A 22,461-nucleotide genomic window follows, 5' to 3' on the forward strand; every position below is an offset into this window, starting at 1 on the left:
GGGAAGACCTCCTAGTTGAAAAAGGTTTGGCAATGCGATAATAATTGATCCACGCTAAGTTTAAAGACAGTGCCGTTACGCCGTTCTTTACATTCGACGATGCGTTCGCTTGTTTTCTTACCAACGGTCAGTCGCAATGGGAAGCCAAGTAAATCGGCATCATTAAATTTCACGCCAGGGCGTTCCTCCCGATCATCCCAGAGGACGGAGTAACCAGCACGAGTTAAGGTTTGATAAATCTCTTCAGATAAGGCTATTTGGGCTTCATCAGCAACTTGAACGGTTAAAAGATGAATCGAATAGGGGGCGATTGCGTTTGGCCAAATAATTCCCTTCTCATCCTGATGCTGCTCAATGACAGCCGCCAAGACGCGCGATACGCCGATACCATAGCAGCCCATAATCATAGGCGCGGAAAGCCCGTTTTCGTCGCTGAAGGTAGCACCAAGCGATTCACTATATTTGGTGCCGAGCTTAAAAACGTGCCCGACTTCGATACCTTTGGCAAAAGCGAGCTCATGGCCGCAGTGGATACAGCTTTCGCCATGACCGACATTGCGTACATCTGCGTAGGTTAGTTCACCTAAATCACGTTGAACGTCTACGTGCTGAAGATGGTAATCGGCTTCGTTGGCGCCAACGACAGCGTTCGTCAAGCCTTGAATTGACGTGTCTGCGATCAGTTTGACGGTTGTAAGACCAATCGGTCCAATAAATCCGGCTATCGAACCTAGCGCAGAGATTTCAGCTTCCGAAAGCATCGTGATTTCTTGAACACCAAGAACGTGCTTAAGCTTGATTTCATTGATTTCGAGATCGCCTCGTACAAGTACAATCACTGGCGAGCCGTCCGCTTGAACCGCGATGGATTTGATGATTTGTTGTGGTTCAATGCTCAGGAATTGACTCAATTGCTTAATACTTGTGATGCTTGGCGTATGAACTCTCGTTGGAAGTGAGCTAGGAATATCGCTAGATGATGATGCCGAGACATTAGAGATATTTCCAGCCGCTTTCTCCAAGTTGGCCGCATACTGACAGGAGGGACAATGAACAATTGTATCCTCGCCAACCTCCGCCAAAGCCATGAATTCGTGCGTATCCGTTCCGCCAATCGCGCCTGAATCAGCTTCAACGGCACGGAATTGCAAACCGCAGCGTGTGAAAATGTTGACATACGCATCGAACATCGCTTGATAGCTGGCATCGAGACCGCTCGCCGAGCGATCGAAGGAGTAGGCATCCTTCATTAGAAACTCTCGTCCGCGTAACAGGCCGAAACGTGGTCTGCGCTCATCGCGATATTTCGTTTGAATTTGATATAACGTCACAGGTAGTTTCTTATAAGAATGAATTTCATCTTTGACTAACGTCGTAATAACTTCCTCATGTGTGGCGCCAAGCGCGAATTCACGGCCATTTCGGTCTTCCAGTCTCATCAATTCGGGACCATAGACATCCCAGCGGCCAGAGGCTTTCCATAATTCGGCAGGATGGAGAGCGGGCATGAGCATTTCTTGCGCGCCTGCTCGATCCATTTCTTCCCGTACAATCGATTGGATATGTTGGAGGGCTTTAAGACCCATGGGTAAGTAGGAATAAATACCGCTGGAGAGCTGACGAATTAATCCAGCACGCAGCATGAGTCTGTGACTAGCAGCTTCTGCATCTCCCGGTACATCTCGTAAGGTAGGATTGAGTAATCGTTGTTGTCTCATCGTTGGGAGATCCTCGCTTTCTAAGTTTAAGTCAAAGGCACCCATTCATCACGGTGGATGACTTCGATGCGTGACACTTCGACACGTTTCTGGACTTCATCGGTCGAAAGGCCTGCCGCGGCTTGCACTTGCCAAGCCGCATAATTGACGACGCCGCGGCCAAGCAGCGTGCCTTCACTGCATATCACCTCGACGACGTCGCCGGGGTGGAAGTCACCAACCGCTGCTGTGATGCCAGCGGGAAGCAGGCTCTTGCCGCCGTTGATCAGGGCCGCCTTGGCCCCTTGATCAACGATGATTTGCCCTTGGGGCAGCGAGTGGAAGCCGACCCACTGCTTCTTGACCGGCAGATTGTTCAGCGCCGTGTCAAAGTACGTTCCCTTGCCGGTGCCGTTCACGGCAAGGTTCAGATCATCGGGCTCCAACACGCGCCCGATAAAGACCGGCACGCCCCCCCGCATCGCGATGCGGGCGGCCTCGACCTTGGAGCGCATGCCGCCGGTGCCGACCGCGCTCCCAGAGCCTCCAGCGAAGCTGAACAGCTCATCGCTGATGGCGTCTACGCGATCGATCCGCTGAGCGTTCGCGTTTTTGCGGGGATCGTCCGTGTACAGGCCGTCCATATCTGTAATGATGATCAATTTGTTCGCCTTGACCAAATTGCCTACGAGTGCCGACAACGTGTCATTGTCGCCAAATTTCAGTTCATCGACCGAGACGGTGTCATTCTCGTTAATAATCGGGACGACGCCGCGCTGCAGCAGCTCGTCAATTGTCATCATCGCGTTCTGCACGCGCTTGCGGTTCGAGAAGTCGTACCGGGTCAGCAGAATTTGCGCCACGCTCACGCCGTGGGATGCAAAGGCTTCATGGTACGCCTGCATTAAGAGCGCTTGGCCGACGGCTGCTGCGGCCTGCTTTTCGTGCAGCACCTTGGGCCGTGTGCGGTAGCCAAGGGACGTGAAGCCTGCGGCTACTGCGCCTGAGGTCACGAGCAGCACTTGGTTGCCGTCCCGCTGCAACTGCGCCAGCTCCGACGCGAAAAAACGTATTTTATCCGGATTGAGGCCGCCCGTATCTGAAGTTAACGAGGAGCTGCCGATTTTGACGACGATTCGCTGAGTCATAACTAATCCCATCCTTTGGTTTGCTATGTATAAACAAAAAAGACTCCCGTCCTTATAACATAAGGACGAAAGTCTGTTGCTTCCGCGGTACCACCTTAGATTAGCACATACCGATGGCGACATGCACTCAACTCTAGATCCCTGCATAACAGTAGGGCACTGTTCAACTCATCGTTGACGGTTCAGGGGCGGGTTCGGATTCGGTTCACGGCAAGCTCTCTCAGTCAATGGAGCTTACTCCCTGGTTACGTGCGGCACGATTCGTACTATTCCCATCATAACGTTGCTGTTTGGAATTTTAATTCTATCTAGAATAGCATGGTACGCGAGACTTTGTAAAGGAGCAAAAGGCTAGGTCTCATATGGTATTAACTAAAACAGATTCAACTTCCCAATCCGTTGCACAGCCTCAGCCAATCGTTCCTCCGAAGATAAGAGGCCTAGTCGGACGTAGCCTTCACCATGCGTTCCGAAGCCAACACCTGGTGCAACCACGACTTTGGCTTCTTCCAAAAGTAAATCGGCAAGGCTTTGTGACGAGTGACCTTTCGGTACAGGGAGCCACGAGAAGAATGAACCTTGCGATGGCTTTGCGTTCCAGCCAATGCCTGCAAGTGCCGTATACAGCGCATTGCGACGGCTTTCGTATACATCGCGAAGCTCTGTCACACAGTCTTGGGAAGCTGTCAATGCTGTGGCAGCCGCTACTTGAATACCGCCGAACAATGAGCAGTAATAGTGATCCTGCATCAAGTTGATAAGGCGAATGACTTCTTTGTTACCAAGGGCAAAGCCTACACGCCAGCCGGCCATGTTGTAGGTTTTGGAAAGCGTATAGAACTCGATACCTACTTCTTTCGCACCTGGTGTTTGTAAGAAGGAGATTGGCTTCTGACCATCAAAACCGATTGCGCCATAAGCGAAATCACTCGCAACAACGACACCATTCCGTTCAGCGAATGCAACGGTTTCTTCATAGAAAGAAGCGGGAGCCGTCGCACCTGTCGGGTTGTTCGGGTAATTGATGAACATCAACTTCGCGCGGTCGAGGTCAGATTGTTTCAGTCGCGAATAGTCAGGCAAGAAATTATTTTCTTCGCGAAGCGGCATGAATGCCATCTCAGCTCCTGCTAGAGCAACACCAGACCAATAATCCGGATAGCCAGGGTCTGGAACAAGGCAGACATCGCCTGGATTCAATAGGCATTGGGCAATCTCGATTAAGCCAGTTTTACCGCCGAAAAGGATCGCGACTTCCGTATCAGGATCCAGATCAACATGATGATCTTCCTTATAACGCTGTGCGATAGCCTGCTTCAAGAATGGGAAACCGCTGAAAGGCGGATATTTGTGATACAACGGATTCGCCGAAGCTTCTTGAATGGATGTCACAATATGTGGAGGCGTTGGGCGGTCTGGATTTCCTTGTCCCAAATTAATGACGTCGTGCCCAGCGGCGATTTGTGCATTAGCTTTACTAACGAGCGTAGCGAAGAACTGGGTTGGTAGACCTTTCATTCGTTCAGCAGGTTGTATGGTAAAACGAGAGGATGTTGAAGATACGTTTGTCACGGTTTAATTCACACTCCGGAGGTCGGGATTTTAATATATACCCTAAATGTAACATGATTAAACTTTTTTTCATAGTCGATGAAGATATTCGATTGTACTTCATTTTGGTCATGACATACAATGAAGGCAACCAAGGACTAAGGAGATGATTGAGGATGACGGATAACACCCAAGTGGCTGACGTTTTTCTGCAGGAATCGATTCGGGCTTTTCAGAGTATGAAGAAGTTGGCAGACAAAGCTTTTGCCCAAACAGAGGATTCTTCTTTTTATCAGACTATAGATGAAGAGTCGAATTCGCTAGAGGTACTTATCAAGCACATGCATGGGAATATGTTGTCCCGTTGGACTGACTTTTTAACCTCAGATGGGGAAAAAGAGACGCGAGATCGCGATGGCGAATTTGCGGGGGACAGCATTTCCCGTGAAGATTTGATCGCCCTTTGGGAAGAAGGCTGGCAAGTGCTATTGACAACGCTTCAATCCTTGACATCTGCGGATGTGCTGTCGCATGTGCGTATTCGTGGTGAGAGACACACTGTGCTGCAAGCCATTCAACGTCAAGTATCCCATTACGGGTACCATGTCGGACAAATAGTATTGCTCTGTAAGCATTGGTCGTCTCAGGAATGGCAAACGCTCAGTATTGCTAGAGGTCAGTCCAAACTCTTCAAACCTACGATTTAGTGAGAGTTCTTGTTGAGTTAGGCGATCATTTCGACTAATATGTACACATAAAAGCATTTTCTTTTAGCCGGAAGGAGTCTTCAGAATGTCTCAATCACAACTACTTAATCTTGCTCTCATTCAAATGGATATTACCATTGGTGATCCCGATGCGAATTTTGCACACTTAGAGAAACTGCTCCTCGAAGCAGTGAATGCGGCTCAGAAGCCAGATGTGCTTATTTTTCCTGAAATGTGGAATACGGGCTATGCCCTAAATGAAATTCATCAACTTGCTGATGTGAATGGGGAGAGAACGAAGGCGTTTTTGAGCAGCTTTGCTCGTACACATAGCGTGAATATTATTGGCGGCTCGATAGCTGATAAAAAAGAAGATCGTGTGCTCAACACGATTTATGCGTGGGATCGCGAAGGTCGCGAGATTGCGGAGTATTCCAAAATCCATTTGTTCCGCCTTATGGATGAAGAGAAATTCCTGCACAGCGGGGATCAACTTGGGTTGTTTGAACTCGAAGGCGTACCTGCTGGTGCGATGATCTGCTACGATATCCGTTTCCCCGAGCTTTCCCGCAAATTGGCGCTGGAGGGCGCGCGAATTCTATTCGTACCTGCGGAATGGCCGCATCCACGCTTGCATCATTGGCGTACACTGCTTACGGCACGTGCCATTGAGAACCAAATGTATGTGGTCTCCTGTAATCGTGTAGGGACGAGCGGTACGACGGATTTCTTCGGTCATTCGATGGTCATCGACCCTTGGGGCGAGATCGTGGTCGAAGGTGATGAGAGCGAAGCGATTCTACGAACGACGATTGATTTAGAAGAAGTTGTCCGTGTACGTGGTAAAATACCCGTTTTTGAAGATCGTCGGCCCCATTTGTATTAGGGAAGTTGATTTTTGTAACGATATTCTGTAAACTAAAACCAATTGAATGATCAATTGTGGCTGTGAAGGATGAATAGTACTTGAATTACTTCATATTCAGCGAGTTGGGGAATGGTGTAAGCCCAGCATGAAGCTCAAGGAAACGGCTATCCGGAGCCAATACGATAAAGGGGATGCATGCTTTTTCAGATGTATCAACTAGGGTGGAACCGCGGGTGCTCAAGCTCTCGTCCCTAGGCATTATTTGATGCCTTTGGATGTTGAGCTTTTTTGATGTCTGCTCATGTCCAAACGGTCGTCATCGGGCGAAGTCCCACTAACTAGAAGCTTAAGGAGCGATTGAACAATGAGTGTAACAATGGAGCAAGTTGTCGCATTAGCGAAGCACAGAGGATTTGTTTTCCCAGGTTCTGAAATTTATGGCGGTTTGGCAAATACGTGGGATTACGGCCCGCTTGGTGTTGAATTGAAGAACAACATTAAACGTGCATGGTGGAAAAAATTTATTCAAGAATCCCCATATAACGTAGGGTTAGACGCGGCAATCTTGATGAACCCGCAAGCATGGGTGGCATCCGGTCACGTCGGGAACTTCAACGATCCAATGATCGATTGCAAAAGCTGTAAAGCTCGTCACCGTGCGGATAAATTGATCGAAAACAAGCTGGCTGAGAAAGATATCGAAATCATCGTTGATGGTATGACATTTGATGATATGATGAAGCTGATCGTGGAGCACAACATTGTGTGTCCAGATTGCGGAAGCAAAGATTTCACAGATATTCGTCAGTTTAACTTGATGTTCAAAACGTTCCAAGGCGTAACAGAAGCAAGCTCAAACGTTGTTTACCTACGTCCTGAAACAGCGCAAGGAATCTTCGTTAACTTCAAAAACGCGCAACGCACGATGCGTAAAAAGCTGCCATTTGGTATCGGTCAAATCGGAAAAAGCTTCCGTAACGAAATCACGCCAGGTAACTTTACGTTCCGTACACGGGAATTCGAACAAATGGAACTTGAGTTCTTCTGCAAGCCAGGTGAAGATTTGAAATGGTTCGAGTACTGGAGAAGCTTCTGCCACAATTGGTTGCTTTCCCTTGGTGCCAAAGCGGATAACCTTCGCCTTCGTGATCATAATGAAGATGAGTTGTCCCATTATAGCAATGCGACAACAGATATCGAGTACAAATTCCCGTTTGGTTGGGGCGAGCTTTGGGGCATCGCGGATCGTACGGATTACGATTTGAAGCAGCATATGACGCATTCTGGCGAAGATTTCAACTACATCGATCAAGAAACGAATGAGCGCTATGTTCCTTATTGTATCGAGCCTTCACTTGGAGCTGACCGTGTAACTCTGGCGCTTCTGATTGATGCGTTCGAAGAGCAAAAGCTCGAAGGTGACGACAGCCGTACAGTGCTTCATTTCCACCCAGCATTAGCACCAATGAAAGCAGCGATTTTCCCGCTTTCCAAGAAATTGAGCGAAGGTGCGCAAGCTGTATTCGCAGATCTTGCGAAGCATTTCATGGTGGATTACGATGATACAGGTTCGATTGGTAAACGTTACCGTCGTCATGATGAGATCGGTACGCCGTTCTGTATCACATACGATTTCGAATCCGAGACGGATGGTCAAGTGACGGTACGTGATCGTGATACGATGGAACAAACACGTATGCCGATTTCCGAATTGAAAGCCTTTATCGAGAATTCTCTTCTATTCTAATTGGAGATGTATAGTTTAAATAGCAAATAGCAAACCCCTTGTAAGCACGTCGAAAGACGCAAGCCTACAAGGGGTTTTTCTCTAGATAACATAGTCTAAGACTTCACTGTAAGGTAAATAGCGTCTAACTTCACGTAGCGGCGGTGTATATACATGGATGGAAATGGCTGGCTCATGAAAGGGATTGCTAAGTTGGTGAATTTGCTCTACAGGTGCCGTGAAATATTCGCCAGCTTGAATAAAGTCGTCTTTCTGAGCAACTGGATATCCATTAGCATCTAAGTTGAAGGTTGAATTCACTAAGGCTCCTGTGATTAAGCATGCTGCGCCAATGGACAAGCCGTGGTTATGGATAGCTGTCGCACAGGAAGCTGGGATGTGAATGACGATAACTTCCAGATCGGGTGTGTTATACACGACATTTCTACCATATGGCAGCTGTTTAGGCTCGGTTTTAAAATCAGGGACGAAGACCAGGTTTCGCTCTATCGATTGAAGAGCCTCTTTCAATTGATCTAGTGTTGGGCTTTGCAACTTACAGAACGTCTGTTCAATTGCTTTGATGAGCGTCATCGGCTTCCGCCTCCAAGGCATTCTTATCTCTTTATCAAAATTAATTTGGGAAAGGATAAGATTTTTTTATATAATATGCCTCTGAGTTTCAAAATGTTAGGGGGAATTGCAACACTTTTTAAGTGGGAATCAGTCTGCGGACGGGGATTTGGATTTGTTCCTACTCTAGCGGTATGAGTTGAAAGAGTCGATTCACGAACAAGTTAATCTCGAAATGGCGGTATTCGTCTGCCATCAATGTCAGTGAAGCCATATTCCGCTGCAAGCGTACCAACCTCGAGTAGTTGTCCGGCTTTTTGGCTTACTTGTGAATCTAAGGTTAGAGCGACGACAGCTCTACCGACTAGCGCCTGTCACCAAAGCGACCATGCGATGTAGTTTTTTCCATTTTACCTGTCCTCTTTTCCTAATGGAATCTTTAATTGGAATTAATAGTGAATAATCATGTGAGATTAGCTTTCATTATTGTAACCGAAACGTAAACATATGAGACGATTTTCTTAGATCGTTCCTAAGTTGGGACATGTGATCACGTTTTATCCTACGAATGGCACGTGCCAGAAATCCTTAGTCACGGTGATTTTCATGCAAACGCTGTCTTTTTGTAGTACAAGTATACTATCTTCTTAGAATTACTACCTTTGCACTATTTCAAGCATTTGATTTGAGCCTTATAGTTAGTGTCACATGCGCGAAATAACCATAATTTTGTAAAGGTGATGATCGAAACAACCGCATGCGACATCGTTTTCTATTTGACTCAGAGCATAAATGCCAATTCATTTCAAAGCTACATAGGGAAAGGGAGTGGGATTGATGACAGGATTAGCTGAAGAGACGCAAATGCATGAATTCACAGAGAGAATCGGCATCTCACAAGCGGAGATTGCCAAGTTACACGAGAAATCATTTCTTAATGGCGTTCAAAGAGATTCGACGCGCGTGAGGTTTCGTGTGCAAGGCAAGATGATGGAACGACTGCTAGCTAAAAACCAAGTACTCATGGATGTCATCCTTCGGCAAGCGCACCTGAAGACGAACACCTTCTATTTTCCTAATTTGTTGATGGTTACGGATAATCATGGGGTCATTTTAACAATTAACGGGGATGAACGATCGATTCTGCAAGCTGCAAATCTAAATAATATTGGTATTGGATCTTCCTTATCGCTCTCTAGTGCAGGGACGAATGCCGTATCGGCGGCGATTGATCTTGGGCGACCGGTGTGGATCAGCGGTGAAGATCACTATTTGGATACGATGCACAATTGGGTGACCATGTGCGTACCGATCCATACGGCTGATAATCAAAGTATAGGCTACTTAGTTTTGACAGCATTTCAGCACATATCGGCTCCTTTCATGTATCCATGCATTAAATCGATTGCTCTTCTCTTAGAGTACGAGTTACGGAAGACGGAGCTGCAAAGTAAAACATGGTTCGTGGAGGAAATGCTGGAGGAGAGATTGAAAGCTTTCAAACTGACGCTGCGTGAGAAAGAAGTCGCGACGTATTGGCTACTGGATTACGATTATAAGCAAATTGGCAAGGTTTTGGGCATTAGTGAGAACACTGTACGCGTTTATGTAACGAAGATCAATCGCAAGCTGAAGGTGAATTCCAAAGCTTCATTGATTTTAAGTGTTCTTGGCGCGATATAGACATACGAACCAGTAGCTATACATATGCATTACATGGAATCAAGCAGTACATACACTTGCTATATACATAAGGACGAATCGAGTTAAGAAAAAGTTCAATTTTGTAAGGAAAAAGCTTCTATCTCACACTGTGTTAGTGGGGATGGGAGCTTTTTTGTATGATCGGCTCTTATCAAGCTAGTTGAACAGTCAGAATAAGCCCGAGTATGATCGGGATTTCGTCTAGATGAGGCAGAAGCGGTGACATTTCGTTGGTCTAAACCATGCAATTTTTGTCGAGCAGCATACGCGGAAGACCCATTTTTTGAAGAAAATGAGGAAATAACACGTTCCATCGCCTATATATGCAAGTGGTATATACAAGGCTTATCATCACTTCCGTTTGCATACGCTCCGAAAGAACTACTTAGGGCAGATTCGTTAGCACGACTTCCTGATTCTTGTCCTGACTTCAGACCCCTGACTATGCGTACAAATAGCTTGAAATCCCTATAAAATGGCGTTTTAACAACTAGCGTGGCTTAAGAATTATAGTAAATGCATTAGGTCATTCGAATTAATAAATATGTATGATTTGCTCTACAGAATTTACCGTCTATATTTGAGGCATCCCACCGAAACGGGAGGGAAAATGTCGAGCTTTGAGGGACGGTAGGCTATGAGACAAAGAAGAAAGGCCTTGATCCTGCAGCCTATTAAATGGATTCTTCTTCTAGGCGTCGTCGGTTCTGGAAGTGTATATGGATTATCGGCGGCAGGGTTCATCGAGTGGAATTCCGAGCACAAATTGGAAAGTCTTATGTTCTGGAAAACAACGGACAATGTTTCAACGAAAGGAATAGCACAAGCGGCTGGATTGGATACACCTCAGCCAACAGTAATTCCAACACCAACTGCTGGAGTAACAGCAACTGCAACACCGACAGCTACACCTGCAAGCACGCCATTAAGCACGCCTGCAGCGGTAGCGACAGACAAGACTTCTACAGCAGGATTGCAGCTCCTCTCGCAAGCACAAAGTATTGTAACCGTGAATGCGAATGAGAAAGCGTGGTTGGAGCTGGCTGGTTTGATTAAGCTTGATGCGGGGAAGTTATTTTCCTTTCAAGCGTGGTTAACCGAGGTGAGCAAGGGCAAGGTGCCTGAGAAGAAGGCCGATGAGCTGTCACATGTGGCATCGTTATTGTATGAAGCCGCACTGCGTACAGGGATGCAAGTTGGTGAGCGTTATGCTCATCCGGATAATCCAACCTATGCAGCAGCAGGATTTGATGTTGATTTTCAAACTGAACAGAAAGATTTAACTTTCTATAATTCGCTAGGCGTTCCCGTTACAGTAGGCGTGATTTACAACGGAGAAACACCAGTCGTTACACTCAATGGGAAACCAAAGGCGGATTGGAAAGCTCCGAAAATTACGATTAGTAAAGAAGTATTCGCACCAGAAAGCATGGTTCTTACGGATTTTACGCTGACGGGTCAAGGTGATGCTAAACGGAGTGAAGGTCAATCAGGACTTCTGGTCAAGGTGTTTGCTGATGAGAAGAATGATGGCAAGAACCAGCTGATATATAAAGATTTCTACGCACCACATCCCGTTGTTATTGCGAAGGCGCCGACAGCGGAAGAGCTCAAAGCGCCGTAAGTCAGTAGGTTGCACAGATCCGTTACGTACTCTATCAACAGAAGGGAGGACCCCCCAATGCGCATAGGTGAACTATTTGTCATGAACGGACTCATCACGGAGGATCAGCTCGAAGAAGGGCTGAAGCAGCAAGTGCACACCCGAAAGAAAATCGGTGAGATTCTCATTGATAAAGGATTGATCACGGAAAGACAACTGGTCGAAGTTCTAGAGTTTCAGCTAGGCTTTCCAGTCGTCAACATGTTTGAGACGCATCTCGATATGCAAACGGTTCAATTAATTCCAGAATCGCTTGCTCGCAAGCACTGCGTCATTCCAATCGAACGAAAGAATGGCAAAATTAAGGTAGCGATGGTTGATCCGCTAAACTATGGTGCCATTGAAGAAATTCGTATGGCGACGAATATGAGTGTGCAGCCTGTGATTGCGATACGCTCGGAAGTCGAGCAGGCGATCACGAAAAACTACGGTATGAAAGAATCCGTCGATGAGCTGATGGTCGACTTAGATAAAATCGAGATCAAAGACGAAGAGTCGGAGGCCAACGATCAAGGCTCGCCGATTGTAAAGCTGGTCAATCAAATCATTCAATCCGCCGTGCAGCAGAGGGCGTCCGACATTCATGTTGATCCTCAAGAGAAACAACTGATCGTGAAGTACAGAATTGATGGTGTGCTGCGTACGGAGAAAGCGCTGCCGAAACATATGCAAGGCGTGCTGACCGCAAGATTGAAAATTATTTCGAAGTTGAACATTGCGGAACGCAGGCTGCCGCAGGATGGTCGAATCCAGATGCAAGTGGATAACCGAAGAATTGATATTCGGGTGTCAACCTTACCGACGGTGCATGGCGAAAGTATCGTACTCCGGATTTTGGACCAATCAGCGGGTGTTAAAAAAATTGCCGAATTAGGACTTAGCGAAGCTAATCTGGTGAAATTCGACAAAATGATTCAGAAACCAAATGGGATTATGTTGATCTCAGGACCTACGGGAAGCGGGAAAACGTCAACCCTATACTCAGCACTCGGACAATTAAACGGAGACGATGTCAAAATCATCACGGTTGAGGATCCAGTTGAGTATCGGATGAACGGTGTGACACAAGTACAGGTGAACTCGCAAATTGGTCTGACCTTTGCATCAGGCTTGCGGTCTATCCTTCGACAGGATCCAAACATTGTCATGGTCGGGGAGGTTCGGGATGCGGAAACGGCAGAAATTGCGGTACGTGCTTCCCTCACGGGGCACTTGGTACTAAGTACAATCCATACGAATAGTGCGGTAAGTACAATTAGCCGACTTGTCGATATGGGGATCGATTCCTATTTAATTGCTTCTTCGCTTTCTTGTATCGTCGCACAGCGTTTAGTCCGACGTGTATGTCGGGAATGCGCAGCGCAGGTACCGGCGAGAGAAGATGAAATTAAGCTGCTGGAAACGCATGGGCTGCTGAATGGCAATGAGCAACAACTGGCTGGTACAGGAACAGGCGTTGTAGTTCCGATGACATCTCCGAGGGCGACAGAAAAACCTTTAATGGTTACAAGAGGTAAAGGCTGCGGTACATGTAACAAAACAGGTTATAGAGGACGTATTGCCGTTCATGAGCTGCTCGTTGTTGATGAACCGCTGCGCAGTCTAATCGTGCAGAATCGCCCGGTTAGTGAGCTGGAGCAGCATTTGGTTAAGCATGGCTTTAAGAATATGCTCTATGATGGTTTGCTCAAGATTCGCCAAGGCCACACAACAATCGAAGAAGTGTTGAAAGCTGTAGCGGACGAATAATAGCAGTAATAAAGTAAGCCGTGAATGGGGGTGAACAATAACTTGGCGAACTTTACGTATGAAGCGGTCAACGAAAGCGGCAAGAAGGTGAAAGGAATGGTGAAAGCCCAGAATAAGCAGCTGGCCATTACGGAGTTGCGAGGGCGTGGAATCACCATCCGCAGCATTCAGGAGAAAAGGGCAACCACGATGGATCTGGAGGTCCATATTGGACGGGCGGTGAAGTTGGAAGACTTCGTAATCTTCTGTCGTCAATTCGCCACCTTGATCCGAGCAGGGATTCAAATTGATCAAGCAGTTTCGATCCTGGAAGATCAATCCACTTCGAAATATTTGAAAGCCGCCTTAGGCGATATTTCGGAGCAAATTCGTAGTGGGCACCCCTTATCCAAAGGAATGGGTGAGCATCCGAAAGTATTTCCCGATATGTTCGTCAATATGATGGCTTCGGGTGAAACTGGCGGTAATTTGGATGAAGTTCTTGAACGAATGGCTGACCATTACGAGAAGGAGCACAAAACGGTTCAAAAGGTGAAATCAGCCATGACGTATCCAATCGTTGTCTTGGTAATCGCAATCGGCGTCGTCATTTTCCTTCTCCTGAAAATTGTGCCAACCTTCGCAGATATGTTTCTTGAGCAGGGTTCACAATTACCGCTGATTACGCGTTTTGTGATGAGTTCTAGTGATGCCATCGTTCATTATTGGTGGATGTTCTTGGCTGGACTGCTCGGCGTTATTCTCTTATATCGGAGTTTTGCTGCCGGGGAGGAAGGGAAGTTCTGGATCGATACCATCAAGTTTAAGATTCCTGTTTTTGGTATCATTCTCAAAAAAGCGGCTGTCGCCCGTATGGCGCGTACAATGTCCTCGCTGTTCGTCAGTGCGGTGCCTGTGCTGCAGGCGCTGGATGTGACTGAGAAGGTCGTTGGCAATCGTGTTATATCGAAGGTGCTGAGAGAGGCGAAAGACAGTTTGCAGCAAGGTAAGATGCTCTCCGAACCGATCCAGAAAAGTGGTATTTTCCCGAAGATGGTTGTACAAATGCTTATCATCGGTGAGGAAACCGGGCAAGTCGATAATATGCTCTCGAAGATTGCGGATTTTTTTGAAGCCGATGTAGATCAAAGTGTAGATCGATTAAAGGCGGTGATTGAACCTCTCATGTTGCTGTTTGTTTCCAGCATTGTTGGTGTGATTGTAGCAGCGATCATGAGTCCGATGTTCAAAATGTACGATAATTTCTTGAACTAAATGCAGACTAGCATGAAGGGAGGTGATATAGACACGTGTCGCCGGTTTTAACTGCAATACAACATAACGTAAGAGCAGATTGGCAAGATCAGGTACATAACCAAAATAAACCTAGAGGTGGGAATGCAATGAACGAATTGACTATTAACAACAACCAAAAGATGAGTTTCCGTTTACCGAAATTTTCGAAATTTTCTTTGAAAGAGTTGAACAAAAACCAAAAAGGTTTGACTTTGATTGAGTTACTAGCCGTTATCGTCATTATCGCCATTATTGCGGCAATTGCGATTCCTTCCGTTGGCGGAATTATTAAAAATACACGAGTAAGTGCTCATAAATCAAATGCGCATATGGTCGTTGATGCAACGCGATTAATGATTACAGGACAAGGCTTAAGTCCTGCTGAAGCAACAGTAGCTGCTGGCTGGTCCCTGGATCAATTATTTAAAGGCGGATTTTTAGAAACTATTCCAAAAAACCCATCTGATAAACCGAATGCTTACGATGAAACTGCTTCAAAGGTTGTCGTAACACAAGATGCAACTACAGGTAACTATACGTACAGCATCACACTTGTTAAAAAAGGTGGAGCCGTTACTCACATCACAAATATCGCTGAAGCCGGTATTGATGCATTGAAATTCGGTACAACTGCAGCAGACGTTCAAGAGTAAACAAGCAAGCGCGCCGTCTTCGGGCGGCGCGCCCATTTCCAGTCATGCATAACCGAGAGGGGTTACCGCAATGTTCGCTAAGAAAACAAGCAAGTACACATACGGCATGCAAATTTCGGATACAGAAGCGAAGCTAGTTGAAATTATGAACGTGAATGGGCAGGTTACCCTGACACAGCGGCACTCGATTGCGCTGGATAGAGGCAGTATTAAACACGGAAAATTCGTGGACGAGGACTCGGTCATTGGTCGCATCTCAACCTTAGTGAAGCAAATCGGGCTGCAAGGTGCACACATCAATGTAACGGTACCGCTATCTAATGTGGTGCTGCGTAAATCGGTCTTTTCGGCCTTAAAAGATAAAGCATTACGCAACATGATTGACGTTGAATTGCATGGGGGGCAACAGCTTCCATTCAAGAATCCCGTTTTTGACTTTGTCAGACTAGGGGCACCGAAAGATGAGGCCGCTGCCTCAACGGAAGGTGGGCCGAAATCCTCTAAAACTTCAGCACAAGAGGAAGTTCTTATTTTTGCAACGCCTGGTGAGGTAGTTGAAAGCTATGCGCACGTCGTCAAGCAATCAGGCTTGGTACCGGTGTCCGTTGATTTGGCACCGCTGGCCCTTCATCGCATGTTGGTACGTCATACTCGGTTAACTAGTTCCGCGATGAAGGATCGATTCATGCTGCTGCATGTCGAGCCAGATCATGCGGATGTCAGCATATTCGTGGATGGTATACCTGTATTTTTCCGTTCCATTCAAATAAATACGAGTTTCTTTTTAGACACGGGAACGGATCAGCTTGCTGCATATGGTCGAAACTTATCCATGGAGCTGGGCCGAGTCCTCAATTATTTCCAATATACCGTTTCTACAGATCAGAAGCATGTTGAGCTTGTTTATTTGGTTGGGGCACATGATTGGATTACAGCGCTCCCAGAGCATCTTGAAAGTGCCTTCACTGGTGAAATTACTTCGTTTCCATTACAAGCCATTCTGAAAGATGAAGATACAACCTGTCATGCCTTTGCGGTTCCCGTCGGGCTGGCGATGAAAGGGGCTTAGAGTGCGATGAGCACAGCCGTACAGAAGCTACAGTCCATCGAAATTAACCTGCTGCAGATGCGGCAAGAAGAACAAGCAGGAACGAGTCCTATTCTCCGTTATGTTTTCATGACTGCGATTGTGTTGGTGGTTGGAGGTATAGGTTGGATGTATATGAGCGCTAAGTCTGAAATCAAAAAGACGAATGTTGCATTGGAGCAAGTAAATCTTCAAATAAAGGAAGGTCAATCGAAGCTTGCCAGTTCCCCAACAGCAGGGGCAGTTGCCGATTTCGTTGCGCTGCCGAAGCAATTGATTGCAAGCAAACCACTAGCTACTGATGTACTAGATAAGCTCTCAGCCTTAATGCCTCTAACATCGAATTTAACCGCTCTCTCCTTTGGGGACGGTAATAAGCTTAAGGTGACGGGCAACTTTGCAACTAGTGAAGATGTCATCACGTTCATGCAGGCGACGAAAGCTTCCACCTCGTTTACATTACTTTCTACAAGCGGGATGAACAAAGTGGCCTCAGCGCCAGAGGATAAAAATGCACCAGTGGTGACAGATCCACCACTGCCCGTCATTCAAGCGACTTTCGAACTTCAATACAAGTCTGATGCCAACAAGAAAGGTTGATCGAACGAATGAGTATGCTCAGCTCCACTAGAAATCAAATCATCGTGGCTATCATCCTCACACTGGCGCTCGTGATGGTGTATATAAACTTCGTTTCTCCGCTGCAGAGTGAAAAAGAATCTAAAGCAAATTTATTGATTCAAAAGAAGCAAGAGCTTGATGCCTTGAATAAGCGGGCTACTGGAGGTAGTGCGTTTGGTGCAGCGGAGCAAGTAAGCCTCTCGAAAACCCGCATACGTGTTCCTGAAGTGCCGGATGTGGAAGGTCTCATTCGTGAGGTTCGCATGCTGGAGATCATCACGAAAATGCCATTAGCTAGCTATAATTTTGAAATTGGTAAAGCAGCGGAACCTGTGATTCCAGCTTCTGCAAGCTCACCACAGAGCAGTCCAGCACCTGCGAACGGAAGTGCGACCGCCACACCGGCTGCACCACCGCTGCCATCATTAGCGATCCCCATCAAGCTCAACACAACAGCCAAAGGGGATTATGCGCAGATTCATCGCTTTTTGGACGAGCTGCAAACGACGAATCGCTTGATGCAGGTGGATAAGTTGACTTTTGCTGTGAAAGGTGCAGCGCCTGTGAAGTTAAATGCAGTGAAACGAGAAATTACCCTCAATGTATCCTTAGTCTCGTATTACGCGCCTGGTTTGCAGAAGTTTTTCAAAGCACCGCTGCCGGTACCTTATAGTAAACCTGCCGGAAAGACGAATCCACTCTATTAATTAAAACCATGTACATATAGGAGGAAATACGATGAGTATGATAGCACCAACTACGTCTGACACGTTATCACTGAAAGATCTGCTGCGTGTTTCTTACGAATCGAAGGCTTCTGACTTGCACATCAATGCAGGTACGGAACCACTTATGCGGCTACATGGGAAGTTGATGAAGGTGGTTGATTCTGTGCTTTCGCCTGAGGATACCTTACGTATGGCGAAAGAAATTTTGACGAAAGAACAGTACGAAACGTTATCCAAAAAGGGGGAAGTTGACTTCTCTTTCGAACTTCCCGGTTTATCTCGTTATCGGGGCAATGTGTTCAAACAGAAGCGTTGTATTAACATGGTGTTTCGTGTTTTGTCAACGACCGTACCCTCTCTTTTCAGCTTACATCTACCTGATCTGGTGCAGGAATTTGCACATAAGCATCAAGGCCTTGTGTTAGTTACAGGTCCTACAGGAAGCGGGAAATCGACGACACTTGCTTCTATCATCGATTTTATTAATGAAACCCAGAAAAAGCATATCATTACCCTGGAAGATCCGATTGAGTATATTCATCCGAGTAAAAACTGTCTCGTTGCACAGCGAGAAATCGGCATCGATACGTTAACATTTTCAAATGGTTTGCGTGCTGCACTTCGTCAAGATCCAGATGTTATTCTTGTTGGTGAGATGCGGGATTTAGAAACCATTAAGACAGCGATTACAGCCGCTGAAACAGGCCACCTTGTCCTCGCGACACTCCATACCCCGGATGCACCCCAAACCGTCGATCGGATTATAGACGTATTTCCGACAGAACAACAGAGACAAATTCGCGTACAGCTCGCATCCGTACTCATTAGCGTCTTGTCCCAACGATTGGTTCCACGTATCGATGGACGTGGGAGAGCGATGGCGCTGGAAATATTAATCAATACACCTGCTGTTGCCAACTTAATTCGTCAAGAAAAGATTTATCAAATCAAATCCGTTATTCAAACGAATCGGCAAATCGGGATGCAAACGATGGTTTCCAGCTTGAAGCAGCTTGTAGAAGAAGGCATCATCCACCGAGATGCGATCAAAGAATATGAGATGAGCTTAGGAGAGGATTAAAAATGAAACGAAGTAAACATGCACTCGTTACCGCACTTTTCGTATTATCCATCATGTCACCGTCTGCCATTCTTGCAAGCGAAGCAACGGTCAACACGACAACTACAGTTCAAGCGAGCAATCCATTTGCCGTCCTGCAAGGACTTGACTATGAAGCTCGGAATGGGCATTACGAAACGATGAAGCTTTCTCCTGCTGGATGGCAGGTAGGCATGATTATTTCCAAAGAGCCCTATGCCGTAGTTACTAGTGTAGATGCATCAGGCGCACATGTGAAAATTTGGACGGGAGCGATTGCACGGGATTACAATGATTTGCTCGTGTTCTGGGATGAAATCGGTGTAGACCCTACCGGGAAACTTGATTTTCATGCCACTGATGTATCGGAGACGACGCGTTCGTACTTTGAAAGCGCCTCCCAAGAATTTTACAGAGTCAAAGCATATCTAGGTAAGGTACCCTGGGCCAATATTCCAACGGATGTCGAAGCTGCTCAAACTGGAAGTGCCAAGGTCACTTCGAATGGATTATTGAACGTGTATGGCATTGTTTTTCAGGATGGGGATCGCGCTGTTGCAGCAACACTAGGCTCGGTTAAGAAATCGACAGATATGCCAGCAACTGTACCGACTTTGCGTACTTGGAAACAAACAGTGGTAAGTGCAGTACCTACGGATGCTGAGTCCCATTGGGCAAAGGACGATATTCTTGATCTTATGCAGAAATCGATTATTGACGGGTACGAAGACCATACGATTCGACCGAACCGAACGCTTTCAAAGGCAGAGTTTGTAACACTTGTTGTGAAAGCATTAGGGATTGAACCTGTCAAAACACCTGTTATGGGTTATGAGGATATGGGAAAACATTGGTCGACTGGAACGGTTGCTTCCGCTCAAAGCATGGGATTACTTGATCTGAGACCTGTGGATCTGAACTTTTCTCCAGATTTACCCATCACTCGCATTGAGATGGTCGGGCTTGTTGATCGTATTTTACTAAAATATGCTGTAAAACTTGGCAATGGTACAGGCGAATTCAATGACGTAGGAAGCTTGACGGAAAGCAATAGGGCCTCACTACAAAATGTAATTCACGCAGGCATCGTAGGCGGGTATGAAGATGGTTCGTTTAGACCCCAAGGTTCACTGACTCGTGCTGAAGCGTTCAAGGTCATCTCGAGAATCATTCATTTGTTATAGAAAGGAGTTTGTATCCATGCATTGGTTTCAAAAAGCGAAAAAGAAAAGTGCAATCATGTTGGCTGGGATGTTGCTCACGAGTATGCTGCCTGCAATCGCGGGATCGAATCCTGTTTATGGTACAGAGACTGACAATGGTTGCTTAGCTATTAGCGGTGTTGGGAATATCCCTGTCACCAGCGTTGAACGCAATCAGCTAGTCACGATTAATTACACGTTAGACCCGAACGGTACACATACCGTAACGCAAACGCGTGATGCGGTTGATATTGCTTTCGTAGCCGACGTATCAGGCAGTATGGACTATCATATGAACAAAAATGATAACAAAACACCGATTCGTATTGATGTTTTGAAAAGTGCCTCAACGACGTTAACCAATAAATTTAAAACAGTGAACATGGGCGACCGCCTAGGACTTATCAAATTTAGCACCTCGGCTTCCAAAGTGCTTGATCTGTCAACAAATTATACGAATGTTCAAAATGAAATTAACAAATTAGTTGCTGGTGGCAGTACAAATATTGATGATGGACTCGCCAAAGCGAAAACGATGTTAACGGCGAGTGGAACAAAACCGGTAAAACAAATTATTTTGCTAACGGATGGTAAAGCAACGGTATGGACCGATGAGACCGATGGCAATAAGCAGAAAACGGGAGATACAAGTGCGGCGAACGCAGCACGTGCTGACGCAGATGTTCTAGCCGGTCTAGGAATCAAAGTATTCACGATTGCATTAGCTACGCCAGGTTCTGACGAAATTGATCTGGATTTGTTGCAATATATCGCAAACAAGACGGGTGGTACAGCTTATCAAGCGAGCTCCGCGAGCCAGCTGTCAACCATTTTCGATAACATTGCTAAGACAATCGAAGCGCCTGCTCAGCTCAAAAACGTACAGCTTCGTCAACCAATTCCTGCTGGGTTCATTTTGGCGCCTGGAGAGAATGCATCGAATGTTACTTTTGACTCTGCGACAAATGAAGTAGTAGTCAATGTGGGAAATATTGATTTTCCTTATGTACAAGACAAGATTGATCTAGCTATAAAATTGATACCTGATACAGCAGCTGGTGACTATCCGTTGCAAGATGCCAAGGTAACTTATCGCGATGCGTGTAATGCAAATAGACAGTTTAACATTAATTTTGATACACAGCTTTCCGTTAGTGTTCGCGTGGTAGATAAATATGGCAATGTGTATATAGGTAACAGTGCAGGAGAGCTTCAACGCTTACGATACAGTGATAAACAAAAACAATGGACGATTAAAAATAAGAATGTAGCGATTTCCGATATCCGTTTTGTTGATGATCTCCATTCGATTGTGAGAGTTAGTTACAAGGATGGAACGACAGAGCAATTTGATTTGAAGCCTACTGCACCAGCATCCTATGAGCTCGTTGATGGAAAAGGTAAGCCGATCAATGAAAATGGTTGGCATATCGGCCCTGGAACCCTTCGTTCCGTCTCTGGGTCAAGTACACAGCTGCCAAGCTCAACGGTGTTTGCCAATGATGATTTCCAAGGCGCTTATATCGCAGGCTATGAGAATTCCGTTGATAACGGTAACTGGAAATCACAAACGGCGGATGGCGTCGCCATTCCTGACGGCAATAGCGTGAATTTCAAGACGCGTGCCTTCACCAATGCGATCAGCGGCAGCGCATCTATCCCTATTTCAGGGGCTGTGGCAACCGGAAATGTCTCCTTGGACAGCACAGGACCTATGATTAGTTGGAGCAACAATATTGTCAATCCAACGGACGATGCCATCATTTATATTACGGCAACTGATAGTCTAAGCCCTGTAACGAGTGTAAAAGTCTGGTTCGACAATAAATCGCTTTCCATTTCTTCCAGCTCATCGAAGATGACGAAGAATGGTAATACGTATGCGTTTAGATTAAGCGATGTCACGGGATTCGATACGCTTGAGAAGCGCCAAGGGTGGCATCAAATTTATTTCGAAGCTACTTCCATTGGCGGTACAACATCAACCGCACAAGCGCCAGAGTATATTGTGATTAATCCAGGTCCATCCGCTACGCTAAAAGGCGTGAATTATAGTGCAGGCGATATCTCTGATAAACCTGTTAGTGTAAATGTGGAGGATTTGAAGCTACCTGTTTCTGATCGCGCGTTCGGCAGCCATCAAGAGAAAGGTTTCTCGTTGAAAGGGATGTATTACGTGATTAAACAGTCCTCCACCGCACCGGATGCAAGCGAATGGAAACAATTGGCATCTAAGCGATTGACGGTAACGACCAAAACGAATACGACATCCGGAACCTATTATGTCTTTCTAAAACTGGTTGACAGTTCAAATGTTGAAATCGTTCAACAACCATTGGTCATTCAATTCGATACCGAGCAAAACAACAATTAGACTGGTGAAACCGGTGAGGTAGTGAGGAGGATTTAC

The 22,461-nt window shown here is 46.2% G+C and carries 18 protein-coding genes; 14 read left to right on the plus strand and 4 right to left on the minus strand.

Annotated elements, in window-relative coordinates:
- Positions 1-11: 11 nt before the first annotated feature.
- The 3 genes from AC58P7_RS04620 to AC58P7_RS04630 all read right to left on the minus strand — a co-directional run bounded on the left by AC58P7_RS04620 (position 12) and on the right by AC58P7_RS04630 (position 4,417).
- Positions 12-1,718: a proline--tRNA ligase gene (locus AC58P7_RS04620; RefSeq protein ID WP_497340298.1), complete on the minus strand. Its 1,707-nt coding sequence runs from the start codon at positions 1,716-1,718 to the stop codon at positions 12-14.
- Positions 1,719-1,744: 26 nt separating this feature from the next.
- Positions 1,745-2,845 carry a glutamate 5-kinase gene (gene proB / locus AC58P7_RS04625; protein ID WP_497340300.1) on the minus strand — a complete coding sequence of 367 codons (1,101 nt, stop codon included), beginning with the start codon at positions 2,843-2,845 and terminating at the stop codon, positions 1,745-1,747.
- Between the two features lie 372 nt (positions 2,846-3,217).
- Entirely contained in the window at positions 3,218-4,417 is a 1,200-nt protein-coding gene (locus tag AC58P7_RS04630) for a pyridoxal phosphate-dependent aminotransferase (RefSeq protein WP_497340302.1), read from the minus strand.
- Positions 4,418-4,572: 155 nt separating this feature from the next.
- Here AC58P7_RS04630 and AC58P7_RS04635 point away from each other — a divergent pair, with 155 nt between their 5' ends.
- From AC58P7_RS04635 to AC58P7_RS04645, 3 genes are all read left to right on the plus strand, one after another.
- Complete coding sequence (locus tag AC58P7_RS04635; RefSeq protein WP_497340304.1) at positions 4,573-5,103, plus strand: DUF1572 family protein; 531 nt, start codon at positions 4,573-4,575, stop codon at positions 5,101-5,103.
- A gap of 85 nt (positions 5,104-5,188) precedes the next feature.
- A complete protein-coding gene (locus AC58P7_RS04640) occupies positions 5,189-5,989 on the plus strand; it encodes a carbon-nitrogen family hydrolase (protein ID WP_497340306.1) in 801 nt (266 codons plus the stop codon).
- A 346-nt stretch (positions 5,990-6,335) separates the two neighbouring features.
- Positions 6,336-7,718 (plus strand): glycine--tRNA ligase, encoded by a 1,383-nt coding sequence (locus tag AC58P7_RS04645; RefSeq protein WP_497340308.1) that lies wholly within the window; start codon positions 6,336-6,338, stop codon positions 7,716-7,718.
- 81 nt (positions 7,719-7,799) lie between these two features.
- On the opposite strand, the gene AC58P7_RS04650 is transcribed toward AC58P7_RS04645, so the two are convergent.
- Positions 7,800-8,291, minus strand: a complete 492-nt coding sequence (locus AC58P7_RS04650; protein ID WP_497340310.1) for a cysteine dioxygenase — start codon at positions 8,289-8,291, stop codon at positions 7,800-7,802.
- An 816-nt stretch (positions 8,292-9,107) separates the two neighbouring features.
- Here AC58P7_RS04650 and AC58P7_RS04655 point away from each other — a divergent pair.
- From AC58P7_RS04655 to AC58P7_RS04705, 11 genes are all read left to right on the plus strand, one after another.
- Positions 9,108-9,953 (plus strand): helix-turn-helix transcriptional regulator, encoded by an 846-nt coding sequence (locus tag AC58P7_RS04655; RefSeq protein ID WP_497340312.1) that lies wholly within the window; start codon positions 9,108-9,110, stop codon positions 9,951-9,953.
- Between the two features lie 658 nt (positions 9,954-10,611).
- Positions 10,612-11,598, plus strand: coding sequence for a VanW family protein (locus tag AC58P7_RS04660; RefSeq protein ID WP_497340314.1), 987 nt, complete (start codon positions 10,612-10,614; stop codon positions 11,596-11,598).
- Positions 11,599-11,655: 57 nt separating this feature from the next.
- Positions 11,656-13,386 carry a GspE/PulE family protein gene (locus AC58P7_RS04665; protein WP_497340316.1) on the plus strand — a complete coding sequence of 577 codons (1,731 nt, stop codon included), beginning with the start codon at positions 11,656-11,658 and terminating at the stop codon, positions 13,384-13,386.
- A 42-nt stretch (positions 13,387-13,428) separates the two neighbouring features.
- Positions 13,429-14,640 (plus strand): type II secretion system F family protein, encoded by a 1,212-nt coding sequence (locus AC58P7_RS04670; protein WP_497340318.1) that lies wholly within the window; start codon positions 13,429-13,431, stop codon positions 14,638-14,640.
- 35 nt (positions 14,641-14,675) lie between these two features.
- Positions 14,676-15,314, plus strand: coding sequence for a prepilin-type N-terminal cleavage/methylation domain-containing protein (locus AC58P7_RS04675; protein ID WP_497340320.1), 639 nt, complete (start codon positions 14,676-14,678; stop codon positions 15,312-15,314).
- 70 nt (positions 15,315-15,384) lie between these two features.
- Positions 15,385-16,383: a type IV pilus biogenesis protein PilM gene (pilM, locus tag AC58P7_RS04680; protein WP_497340322.1), complete on the plus strand. Its 999-nt coding sequence runs from the start codon at positions 15,385-15,387 to the stop codon at positions 16,381-16,383.
- 6 nt (positions 16,384-16,389) lie between these two features.
- The gene (locus AC58P7_RS04685) at positions 16,390-17,001 is read left to right on the plus strand and encodes a PilN domain-containing protein (protein WP_497340324.1); all 612 of its coding nucleotides are present in this window, start codon (positions 16,390-16,392) and stop codon (positions 16,999-17,001) included.
- Positions 17,002-17,009: 8 nt separating this feature from the next.
- The gene (locus AC58P7_RS04690; RefSeq protein ID WP_497340326.1) at positions 17,010-17,729 is read left to right on the plus strand and encodes a hypothetical protein; all 720 of its coding nucleotides are present in this window, start codon (positions 17,010-17,012) and stop codon (positions 17,727-17,729) included.
- Between the two features lie 31 nt (positions 17,730-17,760).
- A complete protein-coding gene (locus AC58P7_RS04695) occupies positions 17,761-18,831 on the plus strand; it encodes a type IV pilus twitching motility protein PilT (RefSeq protein ID WP_497340328.1) in 1,071 nt (356 codons plus the stop codon).
- Positions 18,832-18,833: 2 nt separating this feature from the next.
- Positions 18,834-20,033, plus strand: a complete 1,200-nt coding sequence (locus AC58P7_RS04700; protein WP_497340330.1) for an S-layer homology domain-containing protein — start codon at positions 18,834-18,836, stop codon at positions 20,031-20,033.
- Between the two features lie 16 nt (positions 20,034-20,049).
- Entirely contained in the window at positions 20,050-22,425 is a 2,376-nt protein-coding gene (locus AC58P7_RS04705; protein ID WP_497340332.1) for a vWA domain-containing protein, read from the plus strand.
- The last annotated feature ends 36 nt before the right edge of the window (positions 22,426-22,461 follow it).

The sequence above is a fragment of the Paenibacillus sp. J22FR5 genome (assembly GCF_059691975.1).